This window comes from Bradyrhizobium sp. HKCCYLS3013, assembly GCF_051167615.1.
GTDB lineage: Bacteria > Pseudomonadota > Alphaproteobacteria > Rhizobiales > Xanthobacteraceae > Bradyrhizobium.
On record NZ_JBNPTK010000020.1, the window covers coordinates 91,458 to 107,821 of the forward strand.

Sequence of the window (16,364 nt, forward strand, 5' to 3'; positions counted from 1 at the left end):
ATGAGATTCGAGGGCATCGAAACGGTACGTCGCATTCTCTGTGTGTTTCCGCGCTACACCTCGTCGTTCGGAACCTTCGAGCATGCCTATCCGCTCACCGACGGCATCCAGGCCTTCATGCCGCCGCAGGGGCTGCTGCTGATCGCGGCCTATCTTCCAAGCTCCTGGCAGGTGCGCTTCATCGACGAGAACATCCGCCCGGCGCGGGACGAGGATTTCTCCTGGGCCGAAGCGGTGTTCGTCAGCGGCATGCACATCCAGCGTCAGCAGATGAACGACATCTGCCAGCGGGCGCACGCGTTCGACCTGCCGGTCGCGCTCGGCGGCCCTTCGGTCAGCGCCTGCCCGGACTACTATCCGAGCTTCGACTATCTGCATGTCGGCGAGCTTGGCGATGCGACCGACGAGCTGATCGCGCGGCTGGCGCGGGATCCGTCACGGCCTGCGCGGCAGGTCGTGCTGCGGACCAGCGAGCGGGTGGCGATGACCGATTTCCCGGTGCCGGCCTATGAGCTCGCCGAGGTGAAGAAGTACTTTCTCGGCAGTATCCAGTATTCCAGCGGCTGTCCCTATCAATGCGAGTTCTGCGACATCCCCGGCCTCTATGGGCGCAACCCGCGCATCAAGTCGCCGCAGCAGATCATCGCCGAGCTCGACAAGCTCAGGGAATGCGGCGTCACCGGCTCGGTCTATTTCGTCGACGACAATTTCATCGGCAACCGCAAAGCCGCGACGGAGCTGCTGCCGCATCTGATCGAATGGCAGAAGCGCACCGGCTATGTGATGCGGCTCGCCTGCGAGGCCACGCTCAACATCGCCAAGCGGCCCGAGATCCTGGAGAAGATGCGCGAGGCCTATTTCATCACCATCTTCTGCGGCATCGAGACGCCCGATCCGGATGCGCTGACGGCCATGCAGAAGGATCACAACATGATGGTGCCGATCCTGGAGGGGATCAGGACCATCAACAGCTACGGCATGGAGGTCGTCTCCGGTATCATCATGGGGCTGGACACCGACACGCCGCAGACCGCGGACGCGCTGCTGCAGTTCGTCGAGGAGAGCCGGATCCCGCTGCTCACGATCAATCTGCTGCAGGCGCTCCCGAAGACGCCCCTGTGGGATCGCCTCGAGCGCGAGGGCAGGCTGGTCCACGACGACGGTCGCGACTCCAACGTGAAATTCCTGATGCCCTATGACGAGGTGGTCACGGCGTGGCGGCGCTGCATGGAGGTGGCCTATGAGCCGGAGCGGCTGTTCGCGCGCTACAAGCACCAATGCGACACCACCTACGCCAACCGCATCGAGGTGCCGGTCAGCGACGAGATGAAGAGCTGGCCGAACGTCAGGCGCGGCCTGGTCATGATGGGCAAGATCTTCTGGAAGGTGGGCGTGCTCGGCGACTACAAGCGGCCGTTCTGGCGCTTTGCCTGGAGCCAGCTCAAGCGCGGCGAGATCGAGAATTTCATCGCCGTGACGCTGATCGCGCATCACCTCATCATGTTTGCGCGCGCCGCCTCGCGCGGGCATCAGAACGCGTCGAACTACTCGATCCGGCTGCGCGAGGCCGCCCTTCCTGCGGGGTGATGGCCTCGCCGGGGCAGGGCAGCGGGGCGCTCGCCGGCGCCGCGGCCTGCTCCGGCAAGGACGGCTCAGTCGGATACCGGTCCTTGAGTCGTTCAGGTTTCGAGCCCCGCGTCCGTCGGGGCCGTCCACCTCTTTTCAAGCACGGCAGAATCGTGGCGTGATCGGAAGCCGTCGCGGCTCGCCGTCTTGTGTGGCCGCGCATGGTTGCGGCCGGGGAGTGAACCCTGCTAGACCGCCTCGACGAATTTTCACGTGTTTTCAAGGATTAGCTTCGGCTGCGGGCCACAATGCGGTCATCTCTGCTTCGCTGAGCGGCCTTATTTCTGCCCTATGCGCTCAGGCCTTCCGAATTGGGCCGCGCCCCAACCACTGGACACCGCATGCTGGAAGTCAGGCACGACAACGAAGTCCATGTCGAGAAGGTCGAGCACCGGCCGGCCGACAGCATCGCCTTTGGCATCGAGCGGCTCGGCCTCCTCGCGGTCAAGGCGCCGATCTTCTCCTGCGTCGTCCTGCTCGTTCTCATTGTGGCGGCGGTGTTCGGCATCAAGCGCATCCAGATCGACGATTCGCTCAGCCAGCTGTTTCGCTCCGACAGCAAGGAATTCCACCAGTACGAGGAGGTGACGAAGAAGTTCCCGGCCGAGGAATTCGACGTCCTCGTCGTGGTCGAGGGCAAGACCCTGCTGGCCCGCCAAAACCTCGAGAAGCTTCGTGACTTCGTGACCGACCTGCAACTGGTCGAGGGCACCCGGGGCCTGGTGTCGCTGTTCTCGGCCCGTCAGGCGCCGGCGCCCGGCAAGCTGCCGGCCGCGCTGTTTCCGTCGGATCTGCCGGAGGGCGAGGCCTACGACAAGTTCATCGAAACGGTGAAGTCCAACGAGATCATCCGTGGCAAGCTGTTGTCGGAGGACGGCACGCTGGCCCTGATCGTGCTGTCGCTCGAGCCCAAGGTGGTCGCCTCGAACGATCTCGGGAAGGTGGTGGGCGACATCCGGAAGCTGATGGCGGAGGACCTCGGCGACACCGGCCTGAATGTCCAGCTTTCCGGCGTGCCGGTCATGCAGCTCGAGATCCGCAACGCGGTGGAGCGTGACGGGCTAACCTACAACATTCTCGGCATTCTCGCCGGCTGCGTCATCGCCATCATCTTCTTCCGCAAGGTCTCGTTCATGATCGCGGCGGCGTTTCCGCCGCTGATCGCGATCATGCTCGCGCTCGGCGCGCTCGGGTGGGCCAATTTCAATCTCAACATGTTCCTGAACGTGATGACGCCGCTCATCATGGTCATCAGCTTCTCCGATTCGATGCAGCTCACCTTCGCCGCTCGCGACCGCCTGATCGCGGGGCAGGACAAGGTGACGGCGTTCAAGAACGCCGTGCTGGTCGTCGGCCCGGCTTGCGTCCTGACCCACGCCACCGCCGGCATTTCCTTCATCGCCCTGCAGTTCTCCGACAGCGACCTGATCCGCAAGTTCGGCGAGGCGGGGCTCGCCGCCACCATCATCGCGCTGGTCGCGGTGCTGTCGCTGGTGCCGGTGTTCGGCGTGCTGCTGGTGCGCAACGAGAAGACGTTCGCGGTCAAATTCCAGGGCGCCGACGCCGGCGTCCAGGCGCTGCGCAATTTCTGCTACTGGATCGCGGTGCGCATGGTCGGCCGTCCCGGCCTGTTCAGCCTGATCGCGGTGCTGTTCGTCGGCTCGCTCGCGGTGGTGTATTCGACCCTGGAGCCGCGCTATCGCCTCGCCGACCAGGTGCCGGACAAGCAGCAGGCGGTTGCGGCGAGCAACCGGCTCGATGCCAAGCTGACCGGCGCCAATCCGGTCAACGTGCTCATCCAGTTTCCGAAGGGCGCCTCGCTGTATGCCCCGGAGACCCTGCAGACCATCGCCGACGTCCATGCCACGGTCGAGAAGACCGCGGGCGTCGGCAACGTCTGGTCGGTCGAGACGCTCCGGCGCTGGCTGGCCGAGAAGGCCGGCTCGTCGGATACCGCGACCCTGCAGGAATACGTCAATCTGATCCCCGAGCACCTCGTGCGCCGCTTCATCGACAAGGAGCAGGATGCGGTGGTGGTCGCCGGCCGTGTGCCGGATGTCGACTCCAGCCAGCTGCTGCCGGTGGTCGACAAGCTCGACCACGAGCTCGATGCGGTGAGAAAGAAGCATCCCGGCTATGAAATCGCCGTCACCGGTCTCGCCGCCATCGCCGCGCGCAACTCGGCCGGCATGATTGAAAAGCTCAACCATGGGCTGACGATCGAGTTCGCGCTGGTGGCGATGTTCATCGGGCTGGCCTTCCGGTCCTGGGTCGTCATGCTCGCCTGCATCCTGCCCGGCATCTTCCCTGTCGTGATGTCGGGCACCGTGCTGTGGGCCATGGGGGAGGGGCTGCAATTCGCCAGCGTGGTGGCGCTCACGGTCTCCTTCGGCCTTGGCCTGTCGGCCACCATCCACTTCCTGAACCGGCTGCGGATGGAGAGCGCGCCCGGCGTCAGTGCCGCGGTCGCAGTGGAGCGGGCCACCGTGTTGGTCGGACCGGCGCTGATCCTCACCACCGTGGTGCTGGCCTGCGGCCTGGTCGTCACCGTGTTCTCGGATCTGCCGTCGCTGCGGCTGTTCGGTTGGCTCAGCGCGTTCTCGATGGTGGCGGCGCTGTTTGCCGACCTCTTCATCCTCCGCCCGACCGCGATGTTCCTGATCAACCTGTCGCAGAAGCTGAAGCGCAAGCCGCTCTAGCCCAGGCTGTTGCGTAAACCAGGGCCGTTATACCCGCGAAAGCGGGTGATCCAGTACGCCGTGGCCTATCGGTTCAACTACGACAGCCTCTGGAACACTGGGCGCCCGGTCCTGTCTGCGCCTTCGGCTTCGACGCGGCTAAACACCTCGGGGGCGTGCCGAAGCGTGAGCGAAGGCGGCAAGCCGGGCGACGACGACGGTGGGTCTCATTCGTATCCGACGGCTGCGGAAGCACCGCAAAACAAAACGGCCCTGACATTGTCAGGGCCGTTTGCGCATTCGACTGCCCGTGAGCGCGCGACGCGCTCCGGTCCAAAGATCAGGTCTTCGACATCGTGATGTTGACGCCGCGAATCTCGCCCTTGGAGGAGATCTGCACGACCTGCTTGTTGCCGCTGGTCCGCAGGGTGATGCTGGCGGCGAAGCCGGCGGCCTGCACGAACACGTCGATCTGGCCGTTGCCGGCGGTGCCCTGCAGCTCGCCGTTCACGTTGCGGCTGGATTCGCTCCAGTTGCCGGAGATGCGGTCGCCCTGGCTGGTGACGTCACTGGACAGGAGGAACTTGTAGCTGTCGCTGGCGCATTGCAGGCTCTGCTTCAGATTGGCGCCGGCCACCTTGTAGCTGGCCTTGCAGCGGATGCGCTCGGTGGTGCCGTCCGACAGCGCGACCGTGCCGTTGCCCGACCACGAGCCGTCGAAGCCGGCGAACGGGCCCGACTGAGCCTGAACTGCGGTCGCCGCCACGAACAGTGCCGCTCCGAGACCGGCGGCCTTGACGACGTGCCCAGAGAAAGGTGAGCCGAACAGTTTCATATCGAGTTTCCCATCCAAAATGACACCGCTGTGTCGGCGTATGCCGCCGCTTCGAACACTTGGTGTTCTCGCCGAAGGTTAGGTTCAAATGACGGCCGGTCGGGCGCTGCGACCGGATGCCATGATGCCCGCCGATACCGTGCGACCGGTCGGCGCCGAATGGTCGTCCTCGCAAGACGGCTGCACGCAAGCCGCCTCGACGGCGCCCGCATCTAACGGTCCGCGCGGCATGCTTGCAACAGCCAAATGCGAAAAACGTGTTCCGAGAATAACGCCCTAGTATCAACGCCTTGTTTGTGCCAAAGCTGTGATCTCCGAGCTTGATCCGCTCGGGATCATAGGGCGCAAATTTGGCCGCATTTGGCAGCGTACCTCCGGCGCTGGGGGGCTTGCGGTCCTTGCCAAACCAAACAGGTGTTTCCCGGGCAGCATCGGCGATCCGGGAGGTCTCCTCTGCTGTCAAAATGAAGGAACACGATGCGTAAGATTTTCCTGGCACTTTCCCTGCTGTCGTCGGTGTCCGTTTCCACCGGTGCGTTCGCGCAAGGCCGCGGCGGCACGCCCGAAGAGCAGGCGGCCTGCACGCGTGACGTTCAGAAGTTCTGCCGTGCCGTCATCGATCAGGGTGACTTCACGATTCTGGCGTGCCTCAAGGAGAACCGCCCCAAGATCAGCTCGGCCTGCGATCAGGTGCTGAAGACCCACAACCAGTAAGCGGTTGCCGTTCGGAACGGTTGTTTCCGAACTCTCTTGGTTAACGACCGCCGGCCCGCCCCCTCGGGGCAGGACGGCGGTTCGCTTCTATGGGCTGCCCGACATCGATTGCATTGGTTTTGGCGGGATCTTCGCCTATATGGGGGCGAGCAATCCGTTCGCATGAGCGAAGCGGCGGGCATTGTTTTCGGTAGCGCCCCTTCAACCTGATAGCTGTTTCGTCCATGACCACCGCGAGCGATTTGCGATCCGGCAAGACACACCGGGACGAGAACTTTCCGGTGGCGTCGTGGATCATCCGTCCTGAGCATCGGGCGCTGATCCTCGCCTTCTACAATTTCGTGCGCACCGCCGACGACATCGCCGACCATCCGAGCCTGCCGGGCGACGAGAAGCTGCGGCTGCTCGACCTGCTCGAGGCTGAGCTGACGGGAACGGGCGAGACCCAGGACATCGCCGTCAGCCTGCGCCGGGCGCTCGCCGGGCGCGGCATGTCGCCCCGGCACGCGCTCGATCTGCTGGTTGCCTTCCGGATGGACGTGACCAAGCTGCGCTACGAGAACTGGGACGAGGTCATCCACTACTGCCGCTATTCGGCGATGCCGGTCGGCCGCTTCATGCTCGATGTGCACGGCGAGTCCACCGCGACCTGGCCGGCCTCGGACGCGATCTGCGCCGGCCTTCAGATCAACAACCACCTGCAGGACTGCGGCAAGGACTACAAGGCGCTCAACCGCGTCTATCTGCCGCGCGACGCGCTGGCCGAAGCCGGCGCCACGGTCGAGATGCTCGGCGCAGCCAAATCGTCGCCGCAGCTCTTGAGCTGCCTGCAGAAGCTCGCCGTCCGCAATGCGGCGCTGCTCGAGGAGGGCAGGGACCTCAACAGCGGCGTCAAGGATTTCCGCTTCGGACTGGAGATCGCCGTGATCCAGGCCTTCGCCGACCGCATCGTGGCGTTGCTGAAGGTGCGCGATCCGCTGAGCGAGCGCGTGCACCTGTCGCCCATCGGCATGCTCGGTCTCACCTTCACCTCGGTGATGGGCGAGATCGGCCGCCGCGTGGCCGGGCGTCATCCCCAGACCAAATCGGCAGCCGGCGCATGACCCTCGAGGCGACCGCGGATAACGTCGATCACGGCACGGCGGCCTCCGGCAGCTCGTTCTATGCCGCCATGCGCATCCTGCCGCGCGCCCAGCGCGATGCGATGTTCCAGGTCTACAGCTTCTGCCGCGAGGTCGACGACATCGCCGATTCAGACGGCCCGCGGCCCGAGCGGCTGGCAGCGCTGCAGAAATGGCGCGACGACATCGACGCGCTGTACCAGGGCAACCCGCCGCCGCGGCTGCGCGACTATGTCGCGTCGGTGAAGACCTTCGGACTGAAGCGCGAGGACTTCCTCGCCATCATCGACGGCATGGAGATGGACGTGCCGGCGGAGATCCGCGCGCCCGATCTCGCCACGCTCGACCTTTATTGCGACCGCGTGGCGAGCGCGGTCGGCCGCCTCTCGGTGCGCATCTTCGGCATGCCCGAGGAGGACGGCATCCTGCTCGCGCACCATCTCGGCCGCGCGCTGCAGCTCACCAACATCCTGCGCGACATCGACGAGGATGCCGGCATCGGCCGGCTCTACCTGCCGCGCGAGGCGCTGCTGTTCGCCGGCATCACCAGCGACGATCCGGTCAAGGTGATGCAGGAGCGGGCGCTGCCCAAGGTCTGCAACTCGGTAGCGGTCAGGGCCAAGACGCATTTCGAGAAGGCCGACGAGATCATGCGGCGAAATCGTCGGCGCGCCGTGCGGGCGCCGCGGATCATGTCGAAATATTATCGCGCCGTGTTCGACCTCCTGCTCGAACGCGGCTTCGCGCTGCCGCGCGAGCCCGTCCGCGTGAGCAAGCTCACGAAGATCGGCATCATCCTCCGTTACGCAATCATCTGATGCAGAAGACAGCTCACATCATCGGCGCCGGCGTGTCCGGCCTTTCCGCCGGCGTGCGGCTCGCCAACGCGGGCTACATCGTGCACGTCCACGAGGCCACGCAGCAGCTCGGCGGCCGCTGCCGGTCCTATTACGACGCCGCGACCGACCTAGTGATCGACAACGGCAACCATCTGCTGCTGTCGGCCAATCATCACGTGCTGTCCTATGCCCGTGCGATCGGCTCGGAAGCGGGGCTGGTCGGGCCGGAGAAGGCGCAGTTCGCATTCGTCGACATCCGGAGCGGCCAGCGCTGGCTGCTCGATCTCGGCAACGGCCGGCTGCCGCTGTGGGTGTTCGACGAGGGCCGCCGCGTGCCGGATACCAAGCTCGGCGACTATCTCGCATTGTCGCCGCTGATTTGGGCCGGCACGTCCAAGACCATCGGCAGCACGATTCCCTGCAAGGGCGCGCTGTACGACCGGCTGGTGCAGCCGCTGCTGCTCGCGGCGCTGAACTGCGATCCGCCGGAGGGCTCGGCGGGGCTCGCCGGCGCCATCGTCCGCGAGACGCTGTTGGCCGGCGGTCAGGCCTGCCGGCCGCTGATCGCGCGCGACGGGTTGTCGGGCGTGCTGATCGATCCGGCCGTGAAATTCCTGGAAGGCAAGGGCGGCAGCGTCCGGATCGGCCGCGAGCTGCGCGGCCTCGACAATGCAGGCGGTCGCGTCACCGGGCTCAGGTTCGGCGGTGATGAAACCGTCGCGCTCGGTCCCTCCGACGTCGTGGTGCTCGCCGTGCCGCCGCGGCCGGCGATGGCGCTGCTGCCGGGACTCACGGGGCCGACGAAATATCGTGCCATCGTCAATGCCCATTTCCGCATCACGCCGCCGCGCGATGCACCAGCTCTGCTCGGAGTGGTCGGCGGCCTGGTCGAGTGGCTGTTCGCCTTCCCGCAGCGGCTCTCGGTCACCATCAGCAATGGCGATCGCCTGGTCGACATGCCGCGCGAGGAACTCGCCGCCGCGATCTGGGCCGACGTCTGCAAGGCCGCCGGGATCTCGGGCGAGCTGCCGCCGTGGCAGATCGTGCGCGAGCGTCGCGCCACCTTCGAGGCGACGCCGGAGCAGAACGCGCTCCGGCCCGGAGTGAAGACGGCGTTCGGCAATCTCGCTCTGGCGGGGGACTGGACCGATACCGGCCTGCCGGCAACCATCGAAGGCTCGGTGCGCTCCGGCGACCGCGCCGCGAATCTCCTGCTCGGGCACGGCTGACGGGCGCAGGGCTGCCGAATCTGGACGCGCCGTCAGGCCGCCTGCGCCGCGAGTCTCACATTTTCGTGGCGTAGTTCTTGCTTAAAGTTCCACGCACGGAGGCGCTGACGCGATCTGTTCCAGGGCGGAACAGGGGTCGGCGGGGCCAAATGGCAACACCCGGCAAAAAACGCATCGGGTGCGGGTGCAGTGCGGCGCAAACGGGGTTTCCTCGTGGAAATTTTCTGCGTAATCCTCGGTTTGTTAAGGTCTTTCCGCTCTGGCGCCGCCGCGGCTGAGGCTTTGGAACAAGAGACGGAGACGTCGGATCACGCGACGTCCGAGAAGGTGTCAGGGGTCGGATTGTGAAGTTGGGGATGGGGGACGACACGTCCGCGGATCGCCCGATTGATCCGCGGCCGGTCTTGGTCGTGACGGGCTTGGTGCAGGAGGCCCGGATTGCTGCCGGGCCCGGCATGATGGTGATCTGCAGCTCGAGCGACCCCAGACAGTTGCGCTCGCTGCTCACCGTGTTCGACCCGACCTCGATCCGCGGCGTCGTCAGCTTCGGCGTGGCCGGTGGCCTCGATCCGACCCTCAAGGCCGGCGACATCGTCGTCGCCACCGAGGTGACCGCCGGCGATGCCCGCTGGCTGTCGGGCCTGTCGCTGCGCGAGGAGCACATCGCCCGCGCCGCCCTGAAGAAGCGCCGCGTCGTGCGCGGCGTGCTCGCCGGGGCCGAAGAGGTGGTGGTGGCGCAGGCCCGCAAGGCGGCGCTGCGCATGAAGACCGGCGCGGCCGCGGTCGACATGGAGAGCCACATCGCTGCCGCCTATGCCGCCGAGTACGGGCTGCCGTTCGCGGCGCTGCGGGTGATCTCCGATCCCGCCCATCGCACCCTCCCGTCGCTCGCCAAGGACGCCATCAAGCCCAACGGCGACATCGACCTGCCGATGATCCTGCGCGGCGTCGCCCGCAATCCGGCCGTGCTGCGTGGTCTGGTGTCGACGGGCATCGAGTTCAATCGCGCCCTGCGCTCGCTGCGCGGCGCCCGCGACCTGCTGCTGAGCGGCCTGCTGGCGGCCGAGCATTTCCTCGAGACCGAGACGCTGGCCGCCGCCGAAGCGTAAGGCGCCGGCTGGCGAATGATCGTCGGCTTTATCGGCTAAGGCTCCGATAATCCCGCTTGCTCCGTCGCTGCGAGCGCAGCGAAGCAATCCAGAGTGGTGTGCGGAGCCCTGGATTGCTTCGCTGCGCTCGCAATGACGTGTGGAAAGAGCTTCGCTCAGAGGCGCAATCCCTGCACCGAAACGGAGCGGCGCCTACGAGCCCATAGCACCTCAACGAAAAACGGCCGCCGGTGCCCGGCGGCCGTTTCGTTGTGGACTGATCTCAGCGGCCTCAGGCCGCGGTCGAGGCCTTCTGCTGGGCTTCGACGGCCTCGTCCTTGCGGATCTCGGAGAGGCGCTTCTGCACCTCCGACGAGAACACGTATTGCGCCGGGCGCTGCTTGGAGAGGTCGATCTCCGGCGCCATCGGGCCTTCGGTCTTGATGCCGCGCAGCGACACGAACATCGCCTTGATCGGGTTGGTCAGCGCCGCATTGGCGGCGGTCGCCTCATAGCCGCAATGCGCCATGCAGTCGGCGCACTTCTCGTACTTGCCGGTGCCGTAGGAATCCCAGTCGGTGGTCTCCATCAGCTCCTTGAAGGTCTTGGTGTAGCCTTCGCCGAGCAGATAGCAGGGCTTCTGCCAGCCGAAGATGTTGCGCGCAGGCATGCCCCAGGGCGTGCACTCGAATTCCTGGTTGCCGGCGAGGAAGTCGAGGAACAGGCCGGAATGCATGAAATTCCACTTCTTGCCCTTGCCGAGCTTGAAGACGTCGCGGAACAGCTGCTTGGTCTTGGTGCGGTTGAGGAAGTGCTCCTGGTCCGGCGCGCGCTCATAGGCATAGCCGGGCGACATGGTGACGCCGACACCGAGCTCGGTGGTGAAGTCCAGGAACTTGGCGATCTCCTCGGCCGGGTGGCCGTCGAACACGGTGGCGTTGACGTTGACGGTGAAGCCGCGCTCCTTGGCGGCCTTGATCGCGGAGACGGCGCGGTCGAACACGCCCTTCTGCGACACCGCCTTGTCGTGATGCTCGCGCAGGCCGTCGAGATGCACCGAGAAGAACAGGTAGGGCGACGGCTCGAACAGGTCGAGCTTCTTCTCCAGGAGCAGCGCGTTGGTGCAGAGCGAGACGAACTTCTTGCGCGCGACGAGGCCGCGCACGATCTCGCCGATCTCCTTGTGGATCAGCGGCTCGCCGCCGGGGATCGCGACCATCGGCGCGCCGCATTCGTCGGCGGCGTCCCAGCACTCCTGCGCGCTCATGCGGCGGTTGAGGATCGCGTCGGGATAGTCGATCTTGCCACAGCCCGCGCAGGCCAGGTTGCAGCGGAACAGCGGCTCCAGCATCAGCACGAGCGGATAGCGTTTCCGGCCGAGAAGCTTCTGCTTCATCAGATAGGCCCCGATACGCAGTTCCTTATGGAAGGGGATTGCCATTACGTCTCTTCTTTCTGGACCAAACGAGGACCGATCAGCCCGCGACCAGCTCGGCCGGCAGGCGGAATTCGATGTTTTCTTCCCGCCCCGGGACCACCGCGACCTCGACCGGTCCGATGCGCCGCAGGGCTTCGATGACGTCGTCGACGAGCACTTCGGGAGCCGAGGCGCCGGCGGTGATGCCGACGGCCTTGGCCCCCTTCAGCCAAACCGGATCGAGCTCGCTGCCATCAGCGATCAGATAGCTTGCGACCCCGGCCTCGGTGCCGATCTCGCGCAGTCTGTTCGAGTTGGAGCTGTTGGCGGCGCCCACCACCAGGATGACGTCCACCAGCTTGCTCAAGTCCCTTACCGCAGATTGGCGGTTCTGTGTCGCATAGCAGATATCCCGGATATCGGGACCTTGAAGGTCTGTAAAGCGGGCTTGAAGGGCTAAAATGATGTCCCGGGTGTCGTCCACGCTGAGCGTGGTCTGGGTAATATAGGCCAAGGGGGTGTCGAGCGGCAGAGGCAGGGCGGCCACATCGGCCACGTTCTGCACGAGGTAGACCGGGCCGGGAACCTGGCCCATGGTTCCCTCCACCTCCGGATGGCCGGCATGACCGATCAGTACCAGGGTACGTCCCTTGGACATGTAGCGCTTGCCCTGGTTGTGAACCTTCGTCACCAGCGGGCAGGTGGCATTGAGCACCGGCAGCCCGCGGGCGGCCGCTTCCTCCTCGACCGTCCGGGCGACGCCGTGGGCGCTGAACACGGTGACGGCGCGCGGGGGGACCTCGGAGAGGTCCTCGACGAAGATGGCGCCCTTGGCCTTCAGGCTCTCGACCACATGCTTGTTGTGGACGATCTCATGACGCACGTAGACCGGCGGGCCATACTTCTCCAGCGCGCGCTCCACGATCTCGATCGCACGCACGACTCCAGCACAAAAACCGCGCGGCTGCGCGAGATACACCTGCATGGGACGTCCAGCCACGTTGCCTCACTTTCGACCCGGCACCTCCGTGCGTGCGACAGGGTTGCAATAATCGCACCAGCGAGTGCCCCAATGGCCCGCCACACGGATGGAAACGCAGGGCTTTGTGTCAAAAATCGAGCGAAGAGAAAAGCCGGTCTGCAAGTCGCTCGCATGTGATGCGTCGCACGCAGCCCCCGAGAGGTTGCAGGTAATTTAGTAATTATAAATTAGATCAATCAATTGAGTTGGTTATGCTCTCACTCGTTCGTCACTTTACCGCCGAGAACAGCCGCTATATCAGCCGGCCCGACGGTTCCGTGCATCGTTCAACTTGATCCGCCGTCGAGGGACCATCCTCGTCTTCAAGGTTGGGCCAGGCCGGGTCGGGGCGCGCTCAGGATGTGTGCGTCCGGGGCTCGCCCTGATCGGGGAACTCCGCCATGAAGCGGACGTTTCCGCCCAGCTCTCTAAACATTAGAAAGTCACGAAGTGCTGACCACGTTTGTCGTCTCGATCGTCAAGGCCTGCACCCGGTTTGCCTGGCCGACATTGATTGCGGCCCTGCTGCTCTCCGTCGGCGCGGGCTTCTATACGGCGCGTCATTTCTCGATCAATACCGACATCAACAAGCTGATTTCGCCTGATCTCGACTGGCGCAAGCGCGACCAGCAATATGAGCAGGCGTTCGATCGCGATCGCATGATCCTGGGCGTGGTCGAGGCGGCGACACCAGAGCTGACCGGCGTGGCGGCTGATGCGCTTGCCAAGAAGCTCAAGGGCGACACCGCGAACTTCTCATCGGTCGAGCTGCTCGGCGGCGGCGAGTTCTTCGCCAGGAACGGCCTGCTGTTCCTGCCGACCGAGGAGGTCAAGCAGCTCACGGACCAGTTCACGGCGGCGGCGCCGCTGGTCGAGATCATGGCCGGGGACCCCTCGATCCGCGGCCTGACCGGTGCGCTGGAGACCGGCCTTGCCGGCGTCAAGCGCGGCCAGGTCAAGCTCGACAATGCCGCGCGGCCGTTCGACTACATCTCTCAGACGGTCGAGACCGTGCTCGACAAGGGCGATGCGACCTTCTCCTGGCGCCAGCTGATCTCCGACAAGCCGCTCGAAGACAGCGACAAGCGCGCCTTCATCCAGTTCAAGCCGATCCTCGACTACCAGGCCCTGGAGCCCGGCAAGGCGGCGACGGATGCGATCCGTCAGGCGGCGGCCGAGCTCGATTTCCCGCACCGCTTTCACGCCCGCGTGCGGCTGACCGGGCCGGTGCCGATCGCCAACGAGGAATACGCCACCGTGCAGGAAGGCGCCGTCGTCAACGGCATCGGCACCGTGGTCGTCGTGCTGATCATCCTGTGGCTGGCGCTGCATTCGGCCAAGATCATCTCGGCCGTGTTCATCAACCTGTTCATCGGCCTCGCGCTCACCACGGCCGTCGGCCTGATGATGGTCGGCTCGCTCAATCTGCTGTCGGTCGCGTTCGCCGTGCTGTTCATCGGCCTCGGCGTCGATTTCGGCATCCAGTTCAGCGTGCGCTATCGCTCCGAGCGGTTCAAGAACGACAATCTTCCGGAGGCACTGGCGGAAGCCGCGCGCCGCTCCGCGGTGCCGCTGTCGCTCGCGGCGATGGCGACGGCTGCCGGTTTCCTGTGCTTCCTGCCGACCGACTACAAGGGCATCTCCGAGCTCGGCGCCATCGCCGGCGCCGGCATGATCATCGCGTTCCTGTCGTCGATCACGGTGCTGCCGGCATTGCTGAGGATCCTCAATCCGCCCGGCGAGAAGGAGCCGGTCGGCTACGCCTTCCTGGCGCCGGTCGATCATTTCCTCGAGAAGCACCGCGTGCCGATCATCGTCGGCACGCTCGGCCTGGTCGTCGCCGGCCTGCCGCTGCTCTATTACATGAAGTTCGACTTCAACCCGATGAACCTGCGCAATCCGCGCGCCGAGTCGATCGCGACCTATCTCGACCTGCGAAAGGATCCGAACACGGGCGCCAATGCGATCGACGTGCTGACGCGCTCCGAGACCGAGGCCAAGGCGATCGAGGCCAAGCTGGCGAAGTTGCCCGAGGTGGCGCGCGTGATGTCGCTCGACAGCTTCGTCCCCGAGGACCAGCCGGCCAAATTGAAGCTGATCGCGCAGGGCGCGAAGGTGCTGGGGCCTGCACTCAACCCCGATCAGGTCGATGCGGCGCCGAGCGACAAGGAGAATGTCGACGCCCTGAACTCGACCGTCGACAATCTCCGGCGCACCGCGGGCGAGAGCAACGGGCCGGGCGCGGTCGCGTCGCGGCGGCTCGCCGACGCGCTTGCCAGGCTCGCGGGCGCCAGCGAAACGGTTCGCAACAAGGCGCAGGCGGTGTTCGTCGAGCCGTGGAAGATCACGCTGACGCAGCTCAGCGCCACTCTCCAGGCGCAGCCGGTCAGCCTCGCGAACCTGCCGCCGGAACTGGTGTCGCAGTGGAAGAGCAAGGACGGACTGATTCGGGTCGAGGCGCAGCCCAAGGGCGATCCGAACGACAACGACAATCTCAGGCGATTCGCCAACGCCGTCCTGACGGCCGAGCCCAACGCGATCGGCGGTCCGGTCTCGATCCTGAAGTCCGGTGACACGATCGTGAAGGCATTCATCCACGCCGGCATCTACTCGCTGGTCGTGATCAGCCTCCTGCTGTGGGTGACCTTGAAGCGCTTCAGCGACGTGCTCATGACGATCGTGCCGCTGCTGGTTGCGGGCGCCGTGACGCTGGAGATCTGCGTGCTGATCAAGCTGCCGCTGAACTTCGCCAACATCGTCGCCCTGCCGCTCCTGCTAGGCATTGGCGTCGCGTTCAAGATCTACTACGTGGTGGCGTGGCGCGGCGGCCGCACAAATTTGCTCCAGACCAGCCTGACCCGGGCGATCTTCTTCAGCGCACTGACGACGGCGACCGCATTCGGCAGCCTGTGGCTGTCGAGCCATCCCGGCACGTCCAGCATGGGCAAGCTGCTGGCGCTGTCGCTGGTCACCACGCTCGCCGCCGTGCTGCTGTTCCAGCCGGCGCTGATGGGCAAGCCTCGCGAGATCAAGGAGCAAGAGGGCTCGTGATCACGGAATAGAAAAAGCGGCCGATCTCTCGGCCGCTTTTTTTTGTTCGCGTGACGGACGCCCGTTAGTTAGCGGGGGCGCGCGATCTCGGGCAGCAGGCAGATATCGCCGACCTGGTCCGCGGGCTTGTGTCCCGGCTTGGCCGATGCGGTTGCGCCACTGCCGACGCCGGTGGTCGTCTTGGCCGCCGGAGCAGGGGCCGGCGCGATTGGTTTCTGTGTACCTTTGGCCATGCTGTTCACAGGGCTCGACGGAATCGGCGGAGCAACCCGCGTCCAGGTCTCGCCGCCGCACAGGAAGCCGAGCACGCAGCCCTTGATCTCCAGGTGATCGGGGTCGACCGGCGTGATGGTGGAGCTGTAGAGCTGCCCATCCTTGGCGTTGTAGACTTGGCCTTCCCACGCGTCTGCGCCGGGCTTCTTCTTCATGTCGATCAGGATCGGCATGCCGAGCGTCGGCCGGCTCTGGCGGGCCGGATCGGGGTTGTTGCTGTCGCGTCCGCCCGGGGTCTTCTCCCAGGCCACGACGCCCCACATGCTGCCATTACATTGTGCGACTCGGATGTTCGCGACGCCGTCGGCAACCCGCCAGTCGCCGGTGGGGTCGGCCGCGAGCGCGGAAGAAATTCCTGCTGCGAACACGACTGCGGAGTATGCTAGTGTCGTCGACATGAGATATCTAAGGCGATGCAACATTGGCAGAAACCCGTGCTTGCTTTGATGGTGCGAATGAGGGCAAAACGCCG

12 protein-coding genes are annotated in these 16,364 nt (G+C 65.3%); 8 read left to right on the forward strand and 4 right to left on the reverse strand.

Annotation, left to right across the window (positions count from 1 at the left end; translation table 11 throughout):
• Together ACQR1F_RS28010 and ACQR1F_RS28015 are read left to right on the forward strand one after the other, a co-directional pair.
• Complete coding sequence (locus ACQR1F_RS28010; protein WP_434914236.1) at positions 1 to 1,587, forward strand: B12-binding domain-containing radical SAM protein; 1,587 nt, start codon at positions 1 to 3, stop codon at positions 1,585 to 1,587.
• Positions 1,588 to 1,967: 380 nt separating this feature from the next.
• Positions 1,968 to 4,325, forward strand: coding sequence for an efflux RND transporter permease subunit (locus ACQR1F_RS28015; protein WP_316183365.1), 2,358 nt, complete (start codon positions 1,968 to 1,970; stop codon positions 4,323 to 4,325).
• 319 nt (positions 4,326 to 4,644) lie between these two features.
• Here the strand turns inward: ACQR1F_RS28015 and ACQR1F_RS28020 are convergent, their stop codons facing one another.
• Positions 4,645 to 5,139 (reverse strand): hypothetical protein, encoded by a 495-nt coding sequence (locus ACQR1F_RS28020; protein ID WP_315801266.1) that lies wholly within the window; start codon positions 5,137 to 5,139, stop codon positions 4,645 to 4,647.
• Positions 5,140 to 5,616: 477 nt separating this feature from the next.
• On the opposite strand from ACQR1F_RS28020, the gene ACQR1F_RS28025 reads away from it, so the two are divergent.
• The 5 genes from ACQR1F_RS28025 (at position 5,617) to ACQR1F_RS28045 (ending at position 10,151) form a co-directional block, all read left to right on the forward strand.
• Positions 5,617 to 5,853, forward strand: coding sequence for a hypothetical protein (locus tag ACQR1F_RS28025; protein WP_315801265.1), 237 nt, complete (start codon positions 5,617 to 5,619; stop codon positions 5,851 to 5,853).
• Positions 5,854 to 6,077: 224 nt separating this feature from the next.
• Complete coding sequence (gene hpnC, locus ACQR1F_RS28030) at positions 6,078 to 6,956, forward strand: squalene synthase HpnC (RefSeq protein ID WP_434914237.1); 879 nt, start codon at positions 6,078 to 6,080, stop codon at positions 6,954 to 6,956.
• On the forward strand, positions 6,953 to 7,792 hold the full coding sequence (gene hpnD, locus ACQR1F_RS28035) for a presqualene diphosphate synthase HpnD (protein ID WP_315801263.1): 840 nt from the start codon (positions 6,953 to 6,955) through the stop codon (positions 7,790 to 7,792). The genes hpnC and hpnD overlap by 4 nt, the downstream gene beginning before the upstream one ends.
• The gene (hpnE, locus tag ACQR1F_RS28040) at positions 7,792 to 9,042 is read left to right on the forward strand and encodes a hydroxysqualene dehydroxylase HpnE (RefSeq protein ID WP_316183367.1); all 1,251 of its coding nucleotides are present in this window, start codon (positions 7,792 to 7,794) and stop codon (positions 9,040 to 9,042) included. Before hpnD ends, hpnE begins: the two co-directional genes overlap by 1 nt.
• 344 nt (positions 9,043 to 9,386) lie before the next feature.
• A complete protein-coding gene (locus ACQR1F_RS28045) occupies positions 9,387 to 10,151 on the forward strand; it encodes a phosphorylase (RefSeq protein WP_410051467.1) in 765 nt (254 codons plus the stop codon).
• A 271-nt stretch (positions 10,152 to 10,422) separates the two neighbouring features.
• Here the strand turns inward: ACQR1F_RS28045 and hpnH are convergent, their stop codons facing one another.
• Both hpnH and ispH read right to left on the reverse strand, forming a co-directional pair.
• Positions 10,423 to 11,571: an adenosyl-hopene transferase HpnH gene (gene hpnH / locus ACQR1F_RS28050; RefSeq protein WP_316183626.1), complete on the reverse strand. Its 1,149-nt coding sequence runs from the start codon at positions 11,569 to 11,571 to the stop codon at positions 10,423 to 10,425.
• A 34-nt stretch (positions 11,572 to 11,605) separates the two neighbouring features.
• Complete coding sequence (gene ispH, locus ACQR1F_RS28055; protein WP_315801259.1) at positions 11,606 to 12,532, reverse strand: 4-hydroxy-3-methylbut-2-enyl diphosphate reductase; 927 nt, start codon at positions 12,530 to 12,532, stop codon at positions 11,606 to 11,608.
• 486 nt (positions 12,533 to 13,018) lie between these two features.
• Between ispH and ACQR1F_RS28060 the strand changes: the two genes are divergently transcribed.
• Positions 13,019 to 15,619, forward strand: a complete 2,601-nt coding sequence (locus tag ACQR1F_RS28060) for an MMPL family transporter (protein ID WP_315801258.1) — start codon at positions 13,019 to 13,021, stop codon at positions 15,617 to 15,619.
• Between the two features lie 68 nt (positions 15,620 to 15,687).
• Here ACQR1F_RS28060 and ACQR1F_RS28065 read toward each other — a convergent pair whose 3' ends face one another.
• A complete protein-coding gene (locus ACQR1F_RS28065) occupies positions 15,688 to 16,314 on the reverse strand; it encodes a DUF2147 domain-containing protein (protein WP_409997886.1) in 627 nt (208 codons plus the stop codon).
• Positions 16,315 to 16,364 lie beyond the last annotated feature (50 nt).

Excerpts from the sequence above, each read along its gene's own strand:
- ACQR1F_RS28025 (WP_315801265.1), top strand. The coding sequence starts at position 5,617 with ATGCGTAAGATTTTCCTGGCACTTTCCCTGCTGTCGTCGGTGTCCGTT.
- ACQR1F_RS28015 (WP_316183365.1), top strand. The coding sequence starts at position 1,968 with ATGCTGGAAGTCAGGCACGACAACGAAGTCCATGTCGAGAAGGTCGAG.
- hpnC (WP_434914237.1), top strand. The coding sequence starts at position 6,078 with ATGACCACCGCGAGCGATTTGCGATCCGGCAAGACACACCGGGACGAG.
- ACQR1F_RS28010 (WP_434914236.1), top strand. The coding sequence starts at position 1 with ATGAGATTCGAGGGCATCGAAACGGTACGTCGCATTCTCTGTGTGTTT.
- ACQR1F_RS28020 (WP_315801266.1), bottom strand. The coding sequence starts at position 5,139 with ATGAAACTGTTCGGCTCACCTTTCTCTGGGCACGTCGTCAAGGCCGCC.
- hpnE (WP_316183367.1), top strand. The coding sequence starts at position 7,792 with ATGCAGAAGACAGCTCACATCATCGGCGCCGGCGTGTCCGGCCTTTCC.
- hpnH (WP_316183626.1), bottom strand. The coding sequence starts at position 11,571 with ATGGCAATCCCCTTCCATAAGGAACTGCGTATCGGGGCCTATCTGATG.
- hpnD (WP_315801263.1), top strand. The coding sequence starts at position 6,953 with ATGACCCTCGAGGCGACCGCGGATAACGTCGATCACGGCACGGCGGCC.
- ACQR1F_RS28065 (WP_409997886.1), bottom strand. The coding sequence starts at position 16,314 with ATGTTGCATCGCCTTAGATATCTCATGTCGACGACACTAGCATACTCC.
- ispH (WP_315801259.1), bottom strand. The coding sequence starts at position 12,532 with ATGCAGGTGTATCTCGCGCAGCCGCGCGGTTTTTGTGCTGGAGTCGTG.